The following is a 16523-nucleotide window of genomic DNA, read 5'->3' as shown; positions in this document are numbered from 1 at the left end:
ATTCACGCCCGGTTCGAAAGCACCTTCGGCCCCTAGTTCCGTATTGTCTACACCATCCTACGTCGCATAAAAGACGACAAGGTTCTGTCTGAGCCCGAAAAGATCCAGTACAGCAACCTGCTTCGTAGCCAGTTGACGTCGCACGAGCTGGCTCTAGCCGGGTTTAACGGACTCATGCCACAAGCAAATGATTTTGATGCGCTCCTAACAGAGTTTCACATGCTGAAATATCTACCTACCGGCATCGCACGTAGAGCATTAGAGGAGGTCTACGACCCGACCGCCTTTGCTGCTAGAGATGACTGATAGCTAGTTGCTCAGCCTCCCAGCAGATGTGCGATGCCAATGATAGCGGCATTTCATTGCTGCTGCCGAAATCGCACCACACTAGGCTTAAATAACGTTGGGAGAGAGCTAGATGGATCCTAGCCGTTATTCTTCCGCTGAGCCCTTAGGAATACCGAAGAATTCTAGCGCAAGCTGCTGTCCCAGCTGATTATAACGGTTCGATCCAAAACCGCTAAAATCAAAGTTTTCTATACCGGAAAGCTTGTCACGGTATTCATCAAAGGACATTAGCGCTCCGCTACCACATATTCGTCGCAGGCAGTGGAACAGGCCATTCACTATCACCGTGGTCAACATCCGGTCGCCCACACTCTTGTCCGCAGTCCAACGTGAGGAAACATAGGATCGCACCGCCCCGGTGAATGTGTTGATTTCTTTCACACAGAACTCTGCGAACTGAACAACGACGGCCTCATCAATGCTGGGATCCACACCGCCTTTATCCAGCAGATCCCTATTCGCGGACTGCCAGACATTGAATAGGCCATCTATCGCGTTAGGCCGAACCAGCGGTGTTATACCATACGAGACAACAGTCGCCGTCTTCACTTTAGGCCCCTCCGAAAACGCCGTCGCGAAATGATCGGAGAATGGCCCCCTGTTGTTTAGCTCTCGTAGAACCCGCCGGGCAATTGACTGCACAGCAAAGGGTCGCAAGATCACCCCTATCTCCTGGATGAGTTCCGGCTTCACCTTGCTCTGGTTGGTGTTGATTTGAAGGAACAGCCCCGCCGAGAACCGATCTCGCCCCAATTCGCCAGTATTCTCAGGGAATATAATTCCAGTGACGAGAAGGTTCTGTTGTGCCCGTAAGACAGCCATCTGAGACTCGTTCGAGCCGCCCTCGTAGTAAGAAAAGACACGATGCTGTCCGTCGATTATGCCTATGGAATTAAAATCCACTGGCAGTTCGACCTTGGATAGCTGAACGGACTTAATTTTATCAGTTTCCACCTGCTTGTTAGACAGGTCCAAGACCTTCGTACTTTCCGGCAGCGTCACGATGATGTTGTTGATAGCAACCCCTCTCTTATCGAGAAGGTGCTTGCGCAAGCTTTCTATTTTTTTCCGCCCGAGTAGCCTCTGGTAGATGTTGTTGTTCTCGCGCCAACTGTCCCGTCGCAAGACGTACGCACGCTGTATAAGCTCACCCGCGCTGACGTAGAATGATACGACCTTGTATCCAGCAGGAAAGTGGGACTGCGATTCAGGGAGAACCGAGCCATTGAACTTGTTGCTGGAGGAACTTTCGGACAGGATACTCTTCGAAAACTCACCCGCATTGACGCCTAGATAGCCAAGCATCTCCCACTTGGCAGATGCTTTGATAGTTGCGGCAAGATTCTTGAAGTAACGAAGATAGGGATAGTCGAGGAAATATACGTCTTGTACATGCGCCTTGATGGACGATTTGAGGTTGTTCAAAGACGCGTAAACAATTTTCACCTGAAAATGATGATCTTGATAAAGCGGATCCGCAACAGAACTGAAGTCATAGAAATTTCCTCGGACGTATTCAATGAATTCAGCAGGACTTTGATTAATGTAGTCGAAAACTATCTTCTTATTAACAAGATGGCCTGACACATGATCCTCGCCATGTGCAGTGTGCTCAACTAAGACAAGAACGTTATCGAGCAAAAACACATCATCAAAATCACATTCCCGCCCTTTGAACTGGAATTTCTTTCTCGACATCCCCGAAATGTGCTTGAAACCAAAAGCTGTGAACACATCCTTAATCGAACGGATATGCTGTTTAGTCCTCAGATTTGCTTTCCGCTGAGCAGGCGTTAGCTTCAGCTTCTTTGGCGCAGTCTTTTTTGACGCAGGTTTCTTGCCGCCTTTTCCCCCTCCCTTCTTCACCATATCAACCGACCTTCGCTTCCCATTCGACAGGCACCCGTGCCACCTTGTCTTTAGGGTTCGGCCGCTGGACTGCCTTCCCACTAGGCCTCATCGGGAGCACGCCACTCTCAAAAGCCTCCAAGCGCTCTCCGGCAATTGCTAGAAAAGGCGCATCCCGGTCTATCCCGGTCGCAACCCGACCGTGTTTCTTAGCGGCTATAAGGCTGGCGCCGGTGCCCACAAAAGGATCGAGAACCGCGTCGCCGGGATTCGTGAAGGCAAGCACGCATCGCTCAGCAAGTTCAATGGGGAACTGACAGGGGTGGCTCGTCTTTTCGGGGTGACTGGCTTTGACATTAGGCAAATCCCAAACCGGGTTGGCCATGAAGTCTCGCTCTGCGGAAAACTCCCAGTAGTCGGACGGGTTCTTACCGAGCGGATTACCACTTGGTTTTCCGGCCTTCTCGGCACCTTTTGTCTGGACGTGCCTTTTCCCAGGATAAAGCTGCGGGATCCTAACCGGATCGAGATTGAACACATAGTCATCAGACTTCGTGAACCAAAGCATGGTCTCGTATCGTCCCGAGAACCGCTTGTCGTAATTAAGGCCAAAATTAAACCGCCAAATTATCCTGTTTCTGAGTTTAAAGCCAAGTTCAGCGAAAATTCGATAAAATATTATATCCAGCGGTACGTATTCATTATTGCGAACGAAACTTCCAACCTGCCAACAAATACTGCCATTGTCAGCAAGAAGACCCTTTAGGCCCTTTACAACATTGAACTGCCACTCAGAATACTCATCAAGTGTTCGCTTACTATCCCGCTCGTACACTTTTCCGATATTATAGGGAGGAGATGAAACGATTAGCTGATAAGACCGCCCCTCCAAGCTCTCCAAACTATCTACAACATCACCGCATATAAGCTCGCTTGTACCAATCTGCGTGCTGTGAAAGTTCTCTATGCTCATGGTTCTCTGCAATTCGAATCAGTGACTGTCGATATGATGCTTTGTCCAAGTTCTAAGGACAATGTTTGCGAGGCTGCAAACACAACTCAGGCAGGCAATTGTGGTGATGTGAGGCAAAAATGCGCCTATTCAAATTTCAGCAGCGCCAACCATCAGCCTTTAACTGCAACCGAGCCATCAGCATCGCAAATGAATGTCATAGAAGCTGCGTCCCCGCTCGTTCTAATTGAGAACCCTTTCGGCAGATGATCGATGGTAGTCGACTGATCCCGCATAAAAGACCATCCATCCTCTTGCGATACCTCGACCTCACCAGAGTTACCGCACGCTGGACACTTGATCGCAATCGTCCATCTATCTCGCGCTCCCACCACATCCTCCATCGTTGTGTTATTGGGACGCGACAATCACAGCTTTGGATGCCGCTACGCAAGTAGAAACCTCCGAGCTAAGCGCTACGAAAAAGTATGTAGTTGTGTGAGGACTGCCTATGTGTCAGATGGGTATACACAAAAGGGGGACATCGTGTCCCCCAAGCCTTCCCTGAAAGCCCGCTTTCTAAGGGTTTTGAGCGATGGTGGGCGCTCCCTCCGGGCCCACTATCGGAAAGAGGGCGAAGCCTTCTTTCTGTGATCGAGTCTCCGATGTCCGCTCGGGCTGACTGCGGAAATCAGGGATGGCTCGAAAGCAAAAAGGGCGCTCGACCCTTGCGGGGAGCGCCCTTATCCTGTCGGACAACGAACAGTTCGACGACGTCGATACCGCGCGCATCCATTTTTCAGGCAGGACCGGTATATGGACCCTTTCCGCCGGGGTTTCAAGAGGCGGTTCATCGGTTCTGCACGACAATTGTCCGCAGTCGATCAGGAGGCGACCCCAGTGATCGGATTGACCACGGGCCGTTCGCTCTTGTCCCTGACCCCAGCCGGCTGCACCACCGGCGGCGCCATCGATTCCGCGTCGGCGGGCTCCGGCTTTTCAGGAACGGCGCCGACATCCTTGGGGCGCCGCTGCTCGGGCTTTACGTTTTGATCATTCGTCGACATTGTCAGTCTCCTTTCCAGGAAGAAGTCACGGCCGTCGACATGGTTCCGACGATGGATGGAGGATTACCAATGCTTGACAGGTTTCTGCTGCAGGGGCCTCAGGATGCGCGCTTCACCATCCAACTGGCGCATGGCGCCGGCGCACCAATGGATTCCGCATCGATGACAGCAGCGGCAAATGCACTCGCTGACGCCGGCTTCCGTGTGGCCCGTTTCGAATTCGCCTATATGGCCGCCCGCCGCACCTCGGTTGGCCGCAAGCCGCCGCCGCGGGCCGAAACGCTCATTCCCGAATACGAAACGGCCATCGCCGAGCTCGGCGCCAGCGGCCCGCTTATCATCGGCGGCAAGTCGATGGGCGGCCGGGTCGCCAGCATGATCGCCGACGATCTCTATCGTCGGGGGAAGATCGCCGGCCTGCTCTGCCTCGGCTATCCCTTCCATCCGCCCGGCCAGCCCGGGAAGCTGCGCACCGGCCATCTCGCGGGGCTGACGACGCCCGCGCTGATCTGCCAGGGAACGCGCGACGAATTCGGCACGCGCGAAGAGGTGCCGGGCTACGATCTGTCCGACAAGATCGAGATCCTCTGGCTCGAGGATGGCGACCACGACCTCAAGCCGCGCAAGACGATCTCCGGTTTTTCCAGTGCCGATCACCTCGCCACGATGGCGAAAGCGGTAAAGGCGTGGGCCGAACGATTGCCGGTTTGAGTATTACCCATATCCCCGGCGCTGGCCTGCGGTGGCTGCCGTCAGGCTGCAAGCTTCCTGACATCGATGCGTCGGTCGGTGGCGGAAACGGTGATTTCGAAGTGGTCAGCCTGCACCACGCCCTGAATATTGCGCGGCCGGTGGGCGACGATGGCCACTCCGCCTTTCAGCCGGACACTGTCGTAAAGGATACCGGCGCCGCCGCTCGAGCGCACCTCTTCCCCCAGCACTTGCGACGCCGCATAGCTGGTGCCGTCATAGACATCGGGCCGCCGCATCTGCTCGCCGCGAATGTCGAGGTAATCGCCAAACAGAGTGGCCGAATAGGTTCGATAGGTGCGCGCCATCGTCGCGACGCCACGTGCGTAAGCTTCGCGCCTGAGATGATGGCCAACTTCGGCGGCGGCCGTCTTGAGATCGTCGGCGGCATACCAGGCGCCGAGATCCGGGCCATTGAAGCGCATTCCGCCAGGTGCGACATGCAGGAATGCCGCCATGACAATACTGGCATTACCAATGCCGTAAACCCATTGGTCCTCGGGAAGCCGTTGGATGCGGTCGGCGACGAGCCGGTCGTTGGTCCAGCCGACGAGCTCCATCACGGCTTCGAGATCGGCCGCCCTCGTCACCGTCTCAAAAAGCCCGATTGGCGGAAATTGCGAAGGGATCAGCCGGTACGACGGACGCGGCGCCTCAGCAAAACGATCCCTCACCGGAAGACGATGTCCGCATCTTCGTACGGCGTGAATGCTTCGTCGAGCGCATTCGGCTGCATATAGAGACCACCTCGGGCGCCGTCGAGAAACCGTCGGACGGTCATCAACCCGTCCTGGGTCCCGTTCGTCACGATATCAAGCGGCGGATGCCCGCTGAAAACGAGCGCCTGATGCGGTGTGCGCAGCCAGGCGACGCCGGCGCGTTCATCGGAAAACAGCACGCCGAGAGCCTGATGGATACCAAGCAGGGCCGAGATGCGAGTCAGCGTATCGACATCGAGCGTGAAAGCGCCATGCTCGCGCGCCTGTTTGGCCCAGTTGTGATAGGTCGACCGGGAGGGATAGCCGAGCACGAGCAGACGCTGCTCTTCCGTCAATCCCCAGAGATCGGTGATCGCCAGAAAGGTTCGCAGGGCCGGGGCGCTCAGCCTCTTGCGGTTGGCCGGAGCAAACCGCTCCATGTCCAGCCGCTGTGGCCCTTGGTCTTCCCGTTGCTCACGTCGCGCATGTTGCATGAAAGCCTCCTGTCTTGAATTAGACATAGTCCAAATCTGGGCATTCATCAAGCGAATTTAAAGGGTCGCCTCGTCTGCCGCCTCGCGGATCGTCTGCATCAGGATCGATTGCGGCAGCGACGGCACGGCATCGGCACGCATCGTCAACCCGACCGGCCCCTTGGTCTCGCCGGTATCGACCGGCAGAAGCGCCAGCCGCCCGTCGGCGACATCGCCCGCCACCACGCCGTTGGAAATGATCCAGATCGCATCGCTTGCCCTGAGGAAAGCGCGGCCGAAGGAATCCGACACCGTCTCGATCTGGTTCGGCAGGCTGGAGACGCCGTTGGCGATCAAGAAGTTTTCGACCACCGGCCGGATGATCGAGCCCCGCGTCGGCATCAGCACCGTATAGTTGGCGAAGCCGGCAAACAGCGATTGCCGGCCGTCGAGAAGCGGATGGCCGGCGCGCACGGCAAACACCACCTTCTCGGAATAAAGATGTTCGAAGGAAAAGCCCGCCATGTTCTCGGCGCCTGCCAGACGTCCAACGACGATATCGAGATCTCCGACACGAAGCTGCTCCAGGAGCACCGCGTTCTCGCCGGTGACGATCTTCACCCGGCTCCAGGTCTTTTCCTTGAGGAAGAGTTCCATCGCCCGCGGCATGATGCGCGACGACACCGTCGGCAGCGCGCCGATGCGGATCGGCGGCGCCTCGGAAAACTGCTCCTGCGAGACGGAATCGAGGCCCTGGCGCAATGCGGTCAGCGCAGCACCAGCGTGCCGCAGGAAGACCTCGCCGTAGCGGGTGATCTTGATGCCGCGGCCGTCGCGCTCGAAAACATCGACACCCAGCACCTGCTCCAGTTCGCGGATCGTCTTGGTGACCGCCGGCTGGCTGACATGCAGCAATTCGGCGGCCTTCATGACGCTCTTCTGCCGCGCTACCTCGACAAAGGTTTGCAGATGGCGGAACTTCACCCGGCTGTCGATCATCGCTCGCATAACTCCAGGGTTATCGAAACGCCAGTAAATATCATTTTACTTAACCGGATCAACCAGTCAATTTCACCAAACAGGAGGAGAGTGACGTGCAATTCGCCCGCATAAACGACGTGACGATCCATTATCAGATCATCGGCGCCCCCGCCGACAGGCCAGTGATCGTCTTTACCAATTCGCTCGGAACGGATTTCCGCATCTGGCGTGACGTCGTGGTGCGGCTTGCCGGTGAATTCGCCATCGTGCTTTACGACAAGCGCGGCCACGGCCTTTCCGATGTCGGCCAGCTCCCCTCATCGATCGAGGACCATGCGACGGATCTCGCCGGCCTTCTCGATCTGCTGTCGGTCAAGGATGCCGTCATCTGCGGTCTCTCGGTCGGCGGCCTCATCGCCCAGTCGCTCTATCACCGCCGGCCGGATCTGGTCCGCGCGCTGATCCTCTGCGACACCGCCCCTAAGATCGGCACGGCGGAGAGCTGGAACGCCCGCATCGCCGCCGTCGAGAGAAATGGGATCGGCAGCATTGTCGACGCCATCATGGAACGCTGGTTCACGCCCGCCTTCCGCCGGCCCGAGAGCACCGCCTATGCCGGCTATTGCAACATGCTGACGCGCCAGCCCGTCGAGGGCTATCTCGCCGCCTGCGCCGCGATCCGCGATGCCGATTTTACCGAAATCGCCAAGACGATCACTGTGCCAACGATCTGCATTGTCGGCGACCAGGACGGCTCAACGCCGCCCGATCTCGTGCTTTCGACTGCAAAGCTGATATCCGGCGCCCGCTACGAGGTCATCCCTGATTGCGCGCACATTCCCTGCGTCGAGCAGCCAGAGGCGCTGACGGCGATCATCCGCGCCTTCCTCACATCCATTCCGTCTGGAGAAGTCAGCCCATGAATGAGACCGCGTCCTCCTCCGAGCGCTATCGCCAGGGCATGGCGACCCGCCGCGCCGTGCTAGGCGACGCCCATGTCGACCGCGCCGCCGCCGCATCGACGGAGTTCGACCGCCCCTTTCAGGAGTTGATCACCGAAGCCGCCTGGGGCCATGTCTGGTCGCGCCCGGCGCTGACGAAGCGCGAGCGCTCGATCGTCACGATCGCTCTGCTCGCCGCGCTTGGCCAGGACGACGAGGTCGCCATGCATGTGCGCGCCACTGCCAATACGGGCGCAACCCGCGAGGATATTTGCGAGGCGCTGTTGCATGTGGCGATCTATGCCGGGGTTCCTGCCGCCAATCACGCGATCAAGATCGCAAAACAGGCTTTTGAACAGATGGACGCCGAAAAGGCGGCCTGAGGGAGGAAAATGTCCGAACGACCGAACCGCAAGCCCGAGACCGGCGGCTTCTTCGCCCGCGACCGTGCCTGGCATGCGCCGGCGCTGACCCCCGGCTACAAGACCTCCGTGCTGCGCGCGCCACAGCGCGCGCTGCTGTCGCTCGACGGCACGATTTCCGAGACCACCGGTCCGGTCTTTGGCCACTCGATGATCGGCGAACTCGACAACGACCTGATCCTGAACTACGCGCAGCCCGGCGAAAGTGCCATCGGCGAACGCATCATCGTCCATGGCCGCGTGCTCGACGAGCGCGCCAAGCCGGTTGCCGGCGCCTTGGTCGAGTTCTGGCAGGCCAATGCCGGCGGCCGCTATCGCCACAAGAAGGAAACCTATCTGGCGGCGATCGACCCGAATTTCGGGGGCTGCGGCCGCGCCATCACCGACGAGGACGGCCACTACCATTTCCGCACCATCCGTCCCGGCGCCTATCCCTGGCCGAACGGTATCAACGACTGGCGTCCCGCCCATATCCATTTTTCGATCTTCGGACACGGCTTTGCCCAACGCCTGATCACCCAGATGTATTTCGAAGGCGATCCGATGATCTGGAAATGTCCGATCGTCGGCACGATCCCCGACAAGGCGGCGATCGAGCAACTGATCGCCCCGCTCGACTGGGGCAACACCATCCCGATGGATTCACGCGCCTATAAATTCGACATTGTGCTGCGCGGCCGCCGCTCGACCATGTTCGAAAACAAATTGGAGGGCAACTGACCATGCAGCAGCTCGGCTACCTCAAGGAAACCCCGTCGCAGACGGCAGGCCCCTATGTCCATATCGGCCTGACGCCGAATTTCTGCGACATAGCGGGCGTCTACGACACCGATCTCGGCATCGCGATGGTCAACGACAAGACGCTCGGCGAGCGTATCACCGTCACCGGCCGGATCTTCGACGGCGCCGGGGCGCTGGTGCGCGATGCCGTCATCGAGATCTGGCAGGCCGACAGCGCCGGCCTCTACAACAGCCCGTCGGAAATGCGCGGCGCCGCCGATCCCAATTTCACCGGCTGGGGCCGCTGCCCGACCCGTGCTGAGGACGGCGTCTACAGCTTCGAGACCGTCAAGCCCGGCCGCGTCCCCTTCAAGGACGGACGCAGACAAGCCCCGCACATCACCTTCTGGATCGTCGCCCGCGGCATCAATATCGGCCTGCACACGCGCATGTATTTTCCGGAAGAGACGGAGGCCAACACCGCCGACCCGCTGCTTTCGCGCATCGAACATCGCGAGCGCGTCGCGACTATGATCGCCACCCGCGACGGCGCGACCTGTCATTTCGACATCCATCTGCAAGGCCCAAAGGAAACGGTGTTTCTCGATATTTAAGGGCCGGCCGTCGCGATCGGCTTGCTGGGGCGGTTATCTGCAGGTAGCGTCCCCCTCACCCTCACCCTGCCCTCTCCCCTAGGGGAGAGGGGACGTGCCCACGCGAGATCACCTGCCCATGAAGCGCGGACGCCGCCTCGAGTCCCTTTTCCCCAACCGGGAGAAGTGGCGGCAGCCGGATAAGGGGCCACCACCACGAACCGAGACGATCATGACCGCATCGCCCTTCGACCATCCTTTCCTTTCCGGCCTGCTCGGCGACGATGAAATCGCGCCCTATATCTCTGCCGAGGCGGATATCCGGGCCATGCTCTCCTTCGAGGCCGCGCTCGCCAAGGCTGAAGCCGCTCATGGCCTGATCCCTGCCGAAGCCGCAAGGCGCATCGCTGACACCTGCGCCGCCTTCTCACCCGAGGTCTCCAGTCTTCGATCGGCAACGGCAAGGGACGGCGTCGTCGTTCCCGACCTCATCAAGCAGCTGCGTACCGATGTTGGCGAGGAAGCGGCAAAAAGCCTGCATCTCGGTGCTACCAGCCAGGATGTCATCGATACCAGCCTGATGATCCGCCTGAAGGCCGTCGTCTTCCTATTTGCCGGCCGGCTTTCCACCATCGCCGCGGGGCTCGATGCGCTGGACGGCCAGTTCGGCCGGAACCAGCTGATGGGTCATACCCGCATGCAGGCGGCGATCCCGATCACCGTCGCCGATCGCCTCAATGCGTGGCGCGCACCGTTGACGACCTATCGCGACCGCCTGACCGAGCAGAGTTTTCCCGTTCAGTTCGGGGGTGCGGCAGGCACGCTGGACAAGCTCGGGTCGCAGGCCGCGGCAATCCGCGCCTCCCTCGCCCAGGAACTCGGCCTCACCGATGCGCCGCAATGGCAAAGCGGGCGCCTGCCAATCGCCGATATTGCCGGCCTGTTCGCGTCAATATCGGGCAGTCTCGGCAAGATGGGGCAGGATATCGCGCTGCTTGCCCAGGACGGCGATGAAATCGAAATCTCGGGCGGCGGCACCTCGTCGGCGATGGCGCACAAGGAGAACCCCGTTTCTGCCGAAGTCCTCATCTCGCTCGCGCGCTTCAACGCCACTCTTTTATCGGGCGTCCACCAGTCCCTCGTGCACGAACAGGAACGCTCGGGTGCTGCCTGGACGCTCGAATGGCTGCTGCTGCCGCAAATGACGATAGCAACCGCCGCCAGCCTGCGACTGGCGAAGGAGCTGACGGGGAATATCAGGAGGCTTGGAACCACCTGATTCAGCGCCTTTGCATCTCATGCCGGAAACCGGCTATGCAGAGTGCAATGAAATCAGGAGCAGCCCCGTGACCTTTCCCCTCTTCGATCTCTCCGGCCGCCGCGCGCTAGTCACCGGCTCCAGTCAGGGCATCGGCCGCGCATTGGCGGTCGGGCTTGCCGAGCATGGCGCTTCGATCATCATCAACGGCCGCAACGCGCAGAAGGCGGAGGCCGCCGCCGAGGATATTCGTCGCAGCCATCGCCATGCCGTCAGTGCCGCCTTCGACGTCACCGATGCGGAGGCCAGCCGCACTGCCATCGCCTATATCGAGGCCGAGATCGGCCCGATCGACATCCTCATCAACAATGCCGGCATGCAGTTTCGCACACCGCTGGAGAACTTTCCGGTCGACAAATGGGACGAAATCTTCAAGACCAATGTCTCCAGCCTGTTCTATGTCAGCCAGCCGGTCGCCCAGGCGATGATTGCGCGCGGCCGCGGCAAGATCATCAACATCGCCTCCGTCCAGGCCGAACTCGCCCGTCCCGGCATCGCGCCCTATACCGCCACCAAGGGTGCTGTAAAGAACCTCACGCGCGGCATGGCAACCGACTGGGCGAAATACGGCCTGCAGATCAATGCGATCGCGCCCGGGTATTTCCGCACGCCGCTCAACCAGGCGCTGGTCGATGATCCGAAGTTTTCCGGCTGGCTTGAAAACCGCACGCCGGCCGGCCGCTGGGGCGAGGTCAAGGAGCTTGTCGGCGCCGCCGTCTTCCTGGCCTCGGATGCCTCCTCCTTCGTCAACGGCCACATGCTGACCGTCGATGGCGGCATCACCGCCTCGCTTTAAATTCGCATCATCCGAGCTTGGCGATGGCACGCAGATTGTCGGCAGTCGTCGTCGGGAATTCGAAGAATTCGAGATAGGCCGGGATCTGTTCGAACAACATGTCCGTCCCCACCTGAAATGCACAGCCGCGCGCCCGCACGGCCTCGAGGAAAGGGGTTATCTCCTTCGTCATCACGACTTCGCCGACGAAGGTCGAAGGCGAGATGCGGTCGATATCGATCGGCAGCGGGTCACCCCGTCGCATTCCGAGAGGCGTCGCATTGACGACGATGTCGAAGCCTGCCGGATCGGCGGAGCCGACCGTTACTTCAAGCTGCGGATAATATTTCCTCAGCCTGTCCTGCAGCGCGGTCGCGGTCGTCTCGTTGGCGTCGAAGATGGCCAGATGGTCCACGCCCGCCTGTGCCAACGACGCCGCGATCGCCGAGCCGACGCCGCCGGCACCCGCAATGAGCGCATGGGCTCCTTCAACCTTTTTACCCTTGCGCAACACGCCGCGAACGAAGCCCTCGCCATCGAACATGTCACCGATCAGCCTGCCGTCCGAACCGAGACGCACTGCATTGCACGAGCCGGCGACTTTCGCGTTGGTCGACGTTTCGTCGAGCAGCGCCATCGTCGAAATCTTGTGCGGCATCGTGATCAGAGCACCGTGGATATTGGACAACCGGAACAGAAGCTTCAGAAATGCCGAATAGTCCTCCGGCCTGCAGCCCATCGGCACGACGACGGCATCAATTCCGTTCTTCTCGAAGTAAGGATTGTAGATCAGCGGGGCCTTGAAGGACTCCGTCGGATAGCCGAGGTGAGCGATGAGTTTGGTCGTCCCGGTGATCATGTGGTCAGACTTTCTGGGGATCAAAAGAGGCGCTGGCTTTAGAGAGGTGGATCATCTGTCCCCAGCGCGCCGATCTCTTGATCGCTTCGACGACCCTGAGCGTGGCAAGGCCCTCCCGGCCACTCACCAGAGGCGTGGCATCGCCACGAATGACATCGCAAAAATGTCTGAGCTGAACGCAAAGGGGATCGGCGGCTTGGTAAGTCACGCGCTGCTCGGCAAGCGGCTCCAGCCAATCGGGCTTCGAAGGGCTCGTCCAAAGCGTCAGATCAGGAATTCCGAGCGAACCCTTGGTGCCGCCGATCTGGTAGCAGAATTGATCGTAACGGGGAAAAGCAGGGTTTTCGCCGGTGGTCGTCTCCCAGCTCCAGGGCGCGGCCACGGCATCACTGCCGTTGAGAGTGGCAAGCACCCCGCTTTCGAAACGCAGCGTCACGACAGCCGTATCCTCGACGGCATGGTTCCGCACGGCGTGGGATTCCATCGCATGGACTGCTTCGACCTCGCCGAAGAAATATCGGAAGAGATCGACATCGTGGATCAGGTTGACGAAAACCGGGCCGGCGCCCGCCTCGCGCCGCCAGGGGATGTCGAAATAGTCGTCGGGCTTGGCGACCCAGAACGTGCCGTGCACCGTGAGGATCCGGCCAAGCGTTCCGCCGTCGACGATCTGTTTGACCACCTGGATCATCGGATTGTGGCGCCTGTGATGGCCGACGAGCAGCGGTATGCCAGCCTTCTCACCGGCGGCAACCAGGGCCGCTGCAGCATCGACATCGTCGGCGATCGGTTTCTCGATCAGGACAGGAATGCCGGCAGCGACGATCTCCATTCCGTTCTCAACGTGGAGCTGGCTCGGCGTTGCCACGATGATGCCGTCAGGCCTGTCCTCGACGCGGATGTCTGAGAAGCTCCGGTACCATCGGGCCCCGACATTCTCGGCAAAGTCGCGACCGGCGGCAGAAGGATCGATCACCGCCGAGAGAACGGTTCCGGGCTCGGAGATGATGCGCTCGACGTGGCGCCTGCCGATGAGGCCGGCTCCCATGACTGCAATCTCTATCGGCTTCATTGCCGGCTCCCATAATTTGCCAGAGGCATCGACCTTGAGACGCCTTACTTTCGCAGGATTTCTCCGAGGAATTTCCTGGTTCGCTCATGCTGTGGGTTGGTGAAGAACTCGGCCGGCGGGGCCTCCTCGACAATCGCGCCGCTGGCCATGAAGATCACGCGGTCTGCGACCTGACGGGCAAAACCCATCTCGTGGGTGACGCAGATCATCGTCATGCCCTCGTCGGCGAGCGCTATCATCGTATCCAGCACCTCCTTGACCATCTCCGGATCAAGCGCCGACGTCGGCTCGTCGAACAGCATCACTTTCGGCCGCATGCAAAGCGCGCGGGCAATGGCCACGCGCTGCTGCTGGCCACCCGAAAGCTGCACCGGATATTTGTCGGCCTGCTCCAGGATCTTGACCCGCTCGAGCAGCCCGCGTGCCCGTTCCTCGGCCTCCGCCTTGCCGACGCCGATAGCCTTCATCGGCGCCAGCATGCAGTTCTGCAGCACGGTCAGATGCGGAAACAGATTGAACTGCTGGAAGACCATGCCGACCTCACGACGGATCGCATCGATGGTCTTGGCCTGGTTGCTGAGAAGAATCCCGCCAACGCGAATTTCACCTTTCTCGTAGGTCTCGAGATGGTTGATGCAACGGATGAGCGTCGACTTCCCACTACCGGAAGGCCCGCACAAGACGATCCTCTCGCCACTACGAACCGATATGTTGATGTCGTGTAGGGCTTGAAAAGCGCCATACCACTTCTCCACCCGCTCCATGGTGATCATCGTTTCTGCGCCTTGAGCAGGACTGGGACTGGTCATCAGTAGAACTCCACGTTGGCGGCTGGATCGCATCGAAGACGAGGGATGCGGATCAGCGCGCAGAGGCGGCAAACCTTCGTTCGAGGCGCGCGCCAAGAATTGTCAGTGGGCAGCACATCAGGAAATAGAGAGCGCCGACGATGCCGAAGACCGTCAGCGGTTGGAAGATCTGGTTGGAGATGATGTTGCCGGCCCGCGTCAGCTCGGTGAAGCCGACGATCGATGCCAGCGAGGTGCCCTTGATCAGCTGCACGAGGAAACCGACCGTGGCTGGCAGCGAGATGCGCAGCGCCTGCGGCAGGATGACATCCCTCATGCGCGAGACGTATCTGAGGCTGAGAGCCTTTGCCGCTTCCGTCTGGCCGCGCGGAACCGCTTCGATCGATCCGCGCCAGATCTCGCCGAGATAGGCGCTCGCATGCAGGGTCAGGCCGATGGCAACGGCCACCCAAGCATCGAGCATCAGCCCCAACAGCGCCAGACCGTAATAGACGACGAAAAGCTGCATCAGCAGCGGTGTGCCCTGGAAGACGGCGATATAAGCGGCCGTCACGCGTTCCAGCAGCGGTATGCCCGAGGCGCGCGCAAGGGCGACGCCGAGCCCTGCAATGCCGCCGCAGACGAAGCCGACGGCGGACAGGACCACGGTCCACTTCAGGCCGATCAGGAGGAAGACGAATTCGTCGTGACCCATGGAATTCCTCCTACTTGACCGGATATTTGAAGTAGCGCGCCGAAAACAGCGCGAAGATGCGCATCATCAGCCAGGAGATCACGAAATAGAAAACCGTGACCGTGAAGTAGACCTCGAAGCTGCGGAAGCTCTCCGACTCGATGCGCTGCGATACGGAGGTCAGCTCGTAGGCCGAAATCGCCGATGCAATGCTGGTGGTGAGCGTCAGGAGGACGAACTGGCTCGTCAGCGACGGATAAATCGCCCGCAATGCCGGCTTGAGAATGATCAGCCGGAAGACCTGAGCCTTGTGCAGACCAAGGGCGAGCCCCGCTTCCATCTGTCCCTTCGGGATCGACTGAACGCCGCCGCGAATGATCTCGATGGCGTAGGCACCACCGTTGATGCCGAGCGCGATAATCGCCGTCGGCGTCGGATCCAGCCTGATGCCTGTCAGCGGAAGCGCAAAATAGATGAAGAAGATCTGGACCAGAAACGGCGTGTTGCGGATCAGTTCGACGAAGGCGATGACCAGCCACCGCGCCGGCTTGAGCGCAGAGTCGCGCAGCGCAACGCCGCCAATTCCAATGATGATCGCCAGCAGCATCCCACAAATGGCAAGCAAGAATGTCCCGAGGCAGCCGAGCAGAAGGCTCGGCAGGCCATCTATGACCGGGGTGAAATCCAACTTATAGTTCATGGCGATCCTTCCGGCCCGTCTTCCTGAAAGTTCAGTCCCGCTTGACCATTCCTGCCATCGCCTGGATAGCGAGCTCGTAGCCGTCGGCTCCAAAGCCGATCATGATGGCGGTGGCAACGCGCGAGATCAGCGAATTGTGGTAGATGCTCTCGCGCGCATGAACATTCGAAATGTGCAGCTCGATCTTCGGCGGGTCGAACATTTTCAACGCATCGAGAAGAGCGATCGATGTGAACGTATAACCGGCAGGATTGATGATGATGCCACAGGCGTCGGTCCGGGCCTGATGCACGCTCTCGACCAGTTCGCCCTCGAAATTGGTCTGGCGAAACTCGACGTCGAAACCCAGGGCCTTTGCCTTGGTCACGCACCGTTTCCTGATATCCGCAAGCGTCGTGGTCCCATAGATCGCCGGCTCGCGCTGACCGAGAAGATTGAGGTTCGGTCCATTGAGCACAAAGATTGGCTTGTTCATGATCGCGCTCCCGGACGCGGGCCGAAGCCGGTCTCGAAACATGGTGGTA

Annotated in this window: 20 protein-coding genes; 8 read left to right on the top strand and 12 right to left on the bottom strand. The window is 59.4% G+C overall.

Annotation, left to right across the window (positions count from 1 at the left end; genetic code table 11):
• Positions 1–42: 42 nt before the first annotated feature.
• A complete protein-coding gene (locus J3P73_RS38310; RefSeq protein ID WP_130774242.1) occupies positions 43–306 on the top strand; it encodes a putative phage abortive infection protein in 264 nt (87 codons plus the stop codon).
• Between the two features lie 126 nt (positions 307–432).
• On the opposite strand, the gene J3P73_RS28555 is transcribed toward J3P73_RS38310, so the two are convergent.
• The 3 genes from J3P73_RS28555 to J3P73_RS28545 form a co-directional block, all read right to left on the bottom strand.
• Positions 433–2217 carry a DGQHR domain-containing protein gene (locus J3P73_RS28555; RefSeq protein WP_130774220.1) on the bottom strand — a complete coding sequence of 595 codons (1785 nt, stop codon included), beginning with the start codon at positions 2215–2217 and terminating at the stop codon, positions 433–435.
• A 1-nt stretch (position 2218) separates the two neighbouring features.
• Complete coding sequence (locus J3P73_RS28550) at positions 2219–3169, bottom strand: DNA-methyltransferase (protein WP_130774219.1); 951 nt, start codon at positions 3167–3169, stop codon at positions 2219–2221.
• An 863-nt stretch (positions 3170–4032) separates the two neighbouring features.
• Positions 4033–4215, bottom strand: coding sequence for a hypothetical protein (locus tag J3P73_RS28545; RefSeq protein ID WP_003548476.1), 183 nt, complete (start codon positions 4213–4215; stop codon positions 4033–4035).
• A 69-nt stretch (positions 4216–4284) separates the two neighbouring features.
• On the opposite strand from J3P73_RS28545, the gene J3P73_RS28540 reads away from it, so the two are divergent.
• The gene (locus J3P73_RS28540) at positions 4285–4926 is read left to right on the top strand and encodes an alpha/beta hydrolase family protein (protein ID WP_130774218.1); all 642 of its coding nucleotides are present in this window, start codon (positions 4285–4287) and stop codon (positions 4924–4926) included.
• Positions 4927–4967: 41 nt separating this feature from the next.
• On the opposite strand, the gene J3P73_RS28535 is transcribed toward J3P73_RS28540, so the two are convergent.
• The 3 genes from J3P73_RS28535 to pcaQ are packed head-to-tail and all read right to left on the bottom strand — an operon-like array spanning position 4968 to position 7135.
• Positions 4968–5639 (bottom strand): RES family NAD+ phosphorylase, encoded by a 672-nt coding sequence (locus J3P73_RS28535; RefSeq protein ID WP_130774217.1) that lies wholly within the window; start codon positions 5637–5639, stop codon positions 4968–4970.
• Complete coding sequence (locus J3P73_RS28530) at positions 5636–6157, bottom strand: MbcA/ParS/Xre antitoxin family protein (RefSeq protein WP_130722427.1); 522 nt, start codon at positions 6155–6157, stop codon at positions 5636–5638. Before J3P73_RS28530 ends, J3P73_RS28535 begins: the two co-directional genes overlap by 4 nt.
• 57 nt (positions 6158–6214) lie before the next feature.
• A complete protein-coding gene (gene pcaQ / locus J3P73_RS28525; RefSeq protein WP_130774216.1) occupies positions 6215–7135 on the bottom strand; it encodes a pca operon transcription factor PcaQ in 921 nt (306 codons plus the stop codon).
• A 95-nt stretch (positions 7136–7230) separates the two neighbouring features.
• Between pcaQ and pcaD the strand changes: the two genes are divergently transcribed.
• The 6 genes from pcaD to J3P73_RS28495 all read left to right on the top strand — a co-directional run bounded on the left by pcaD (position 7231) and on the right by J3P73_RS28495 (position 11907).
• Positions 7231–8040: a 3-oxoadipate enol-lactonase gene (gene pcaD, locus J3P73_RS28520; protein WP_024321635.1), complete on the top strand. Its 810-nt coding sequence runs from the start codon at positions 7231–7233 to the stop codon at positions 8038–8040.
• Positions 8037–8441 (top strand): 4-carboxymuconolactone decarboxylase, encoded by a 405-nt coding sequence (gene pcaC, locus J3P73_RS28515; RefSeq protein ID WP_130774215.1) that lies wholly within the window; start codon positions 8037–8039, stop codon positions 8439–8441. Before pcaD ends, pcaC begins: the two co-directional genes overlap by 4 nt.
• A 9-nt stretch (positions 8442–8450) precedes the next feature.
• Positions 8451–9200, top strand: a complete 750-nt coding sequence (gene pcaH, locus J3P73_RS28510) for a protocatechuate 3,4-dioxygenase subunit beta (protein WP_027690006.1) — start codon at positions 8451–8453, stop codon at positions 9198–9200.
• Between the two features lie 2 nt (positions 9201–9202).
• Entirely contained in the window at positions 9203–9814 is a 612-nt protein-coding gene (gene pcaG / locus J3P73_RS28505) for a protocatechuate 3,4-dioxygenase subunit alpha (RefSeq protein WP_130774214.1), read from the top strand.
• Positions 9815–10025: 211 nt separating this feature from the next.
• The gene (locus J3P73_RS28500) at positions 10026–11072 is read left to right on the top strand and encodes a 3-carboxy-cis,cis-muconate cycloisomerase (protein WP_130774213.1); all 1047 of its coding nucleotides are present in this window, start codon (positions 10026–10028) and stop codon (positions 11070–11072) included.
• A gap of 67 nt (positions 11073–11139) precedes the next feature.
• The gene (locus tag J3P73_RS28495; protein WP_130774212.1) at positions 11140–11907 is read left to right on the top strand and encodes an SDR family oxidoreductase; all 768 of its coding nucleotides are present in this window, start codon (positions 11140–11142) and stop codon (positions 11905–11907) included.
• A 7-nt stretch (positions 11908–11914) separates the two neighbouring features.
• On the opposite strand, the gene J3P73_RS28490 is transcribed toward J3P73_RS28495, so the two are convergent.
• Genes J3P73_RS28490 through J3P73_RS28465 form a run of 6 tightly spaced genes read right to left on the bottom strand, consistent with a single transcriptional unit; the run spans position 11915 to position 16474 of the window.
• Positions 11915–12745, bottom strand: a complete 831-nt coding sequence (locus J3P73_RS28490) for a shikimate dehydrogenase family protein (protein ID WP_130673839.1) — start codon at positions 12743–12745, stop codon at positions 11915–11917.
• Positions 12746–12749: 4 nt separating this feature from the next.
• Positions 12750–13817 carry a Gfo/Idh/MocA family protein gene (locus tag J3P73_RS28485; RefSeq protein ID WP_130774211.1) on the bottom strand — a complete coding sequence of 356 codons (1068 nt, stop codon included), beginning with the start codon at positions 13815–13817 and terminating at the stop codon, positions 12750–12752.
• A gap of 44 nt (positions 13818–13861) precedes the next feature.
• Entirely contained in the window at positions 13862–14626 is a 765-nt protein-coding gene (locus J3P73_RS28480) for an amino acid ABC transporter ATP-binding protein (RefSeq protein ID WP_128402471.1), read from the bottom strand.
• A gap of 52 nt (positions 14627–14678) precedes the next feature.
• On the bottom strand, positions 14679–15320 hold the full coding sequence (locus J3P73_RS28475) for an amino acid ABC transporter permease (protein ID WP_130774210.1): 642 nt from the start codon (positions 15318–15320) through the stop codon (positions 14679–14681).
• A 10-nt stretch (positions 15321–15330) separates the two neighbouring features.
• Positions 15331–15999: an amino acid ABC transporter permease gene (locus J3P73_RS28470; protein ID WP_017991876.1), complete on the bottom strand. Its 669-nt coding sequence runs from the start codon at positions 15997–15999 to the stop codon at positions 15331–15333.
• 31 nt (positions 16000–16030) lie between these two features.
• Positions 16031–16474, bottom strand: coding sequence for a type II 3-dehydroquinate dehydratase (locus J3P73_RS28465; protein WP_018071496.1), 444 nt, complete (start codon positions 16472–16474; stop codon positions 16031–16033).
• Positions 16475–16523 lie beyond the last annotated feature (49 nt).

The organism is Rhizobium ruizarguesonis (genome assembly GCF_017357285.1).
GTDB lineage: Bacteria > Pseudomonadota > Alphaproteobacteria > Rhizobiales > Rhizobiaceae > Rhizobium > Rhizobium ruizarguesonis.
Note: the sequence above shows the minus strand (reverse complement) of the source record. Positions and strands in the feature narration are given on the sequence as shown.

What these genes read in the sequence shown, in the direction of transcription:
- J3P73_RS28465 (WP_018071496.1), bottom strand. Translation starts at nt 16,474, where the DNA reads ATGAACAAGCCAATCTTTGTGCTCAATGGACCGAACCTCAATCTTCTC.
- J3P73_RS28540 (WP_130774218.1), top strand. Translation starts at nt 4,285, where the DNA reads ATGCTTGACAGGTTTCTGCTGCAGGGGCCTCAGGATGCGCGCTTCACC.
- pcaG (WP_130774214.1), top strand. Translation starts at nt 9,203, where the DNA reads ATGCAGCAGCTCGGCTACCTCAAGGAAACCCCGTCGCAGACGGCAGGC.
- pcaH (WP_027690006.1), top strand. Translation starts at nt 8,451, where the DNA reads ATGTCCGAACGACCGAACCGCAAGCCCGAGACCGGCGGCTTCTTCGCC.
- pcaC (WP_130774215.1), top strand. Translation starts at nt 8,037, where the DNA reads ATGAATGAGACCGCGTCCTCCTCCGAGCGCTATCGCCAGGGCATGGCG.
- J3P73_RS28470 (WP_017991876.1), bottom strand. Translation starts at nt 15,999, where the DNA reads ATGAACTATAAGTTGGATTTCACCCCGGTCATAGATGGCCTGCCGAGC.
- J3P73_RS28555 (WP_130774220.1), bottom strand. Translation starts at nt 2,217, where the DNA reads ATGGTGAAGAAGGGAGGGGGAAAAGGCGGCAAGAAACCTGCGTCAAAA.
- J3P73_RS28500 (WP_130774213.1), top strand. Translation starts at nt 10,026, where the DNA reads ATGACCGCATCGCCCTTCGACCATCCTTTCCTTTCCGGCCTGCTCGGC.
- J3P73_RS28485 (WP_130774211.1), bottom strand. Translation starts at nt 13,817, where the DNA reads ATGAAGCCGATAGAGATTGCAGTCATGGGAGCCGGCCTCATCGGCAGG.
- J3P73_RS28545 (WP_003548476.1), bottom strand. Translation starts at nt 4,215, where the DNA reads ATGTCGACGAATGATCAAAACGTAAAGCCCGAGCAGCGGCGCCCCAAG.
- J3P73_RS28550 (WP_130774219.1), bottom strand. Translation starts at nt 3,169, where the DNA reads ATGAGCATAGAGAACTTTCACAGCACGCAGATTGGTACAAGCGAGCTT.
- pcaQ (WP_130774216.1), bottom strand. Translation starts at nt 7,135, where the DNA reads ATGATCGACAGCCGGGTGAAGTTCCGCCATCTGCAAACCTTTGTCGAG.
- J3P73_RS28530 (WP_130722427.1), bottom strand. Translation starts at nt 6,157, where the DNA reads ATGCAACATGCGCGACGTGAGCAACGGGAAGACCAAGGGCCACAGCGG.
- J3P73_RS28475 (WP_130774210.1), bottom strand. Translation starts at nt 15,320, where the DNA reads ATGGGTCACGACGAATTCGTCTTCCTCCTGATCGGCCTGAAGTGGACC.
- J3P73_RS28490 (WP_130673839.1), bottom strand. Translation starts at nt 12,745, where the DNA reads ATGATCACCGGGACGACCAAACTCATCGCTCACCTCGGCTATCCGACG.
- J3P73_RS28480 (WP_128402471.1), bottom strand. Translation starts at nt 14,626, where the DNA reads ATGACCAGTCCCAGTCCTGCTCAAGGCGCAGAAACGATGATCACCATG.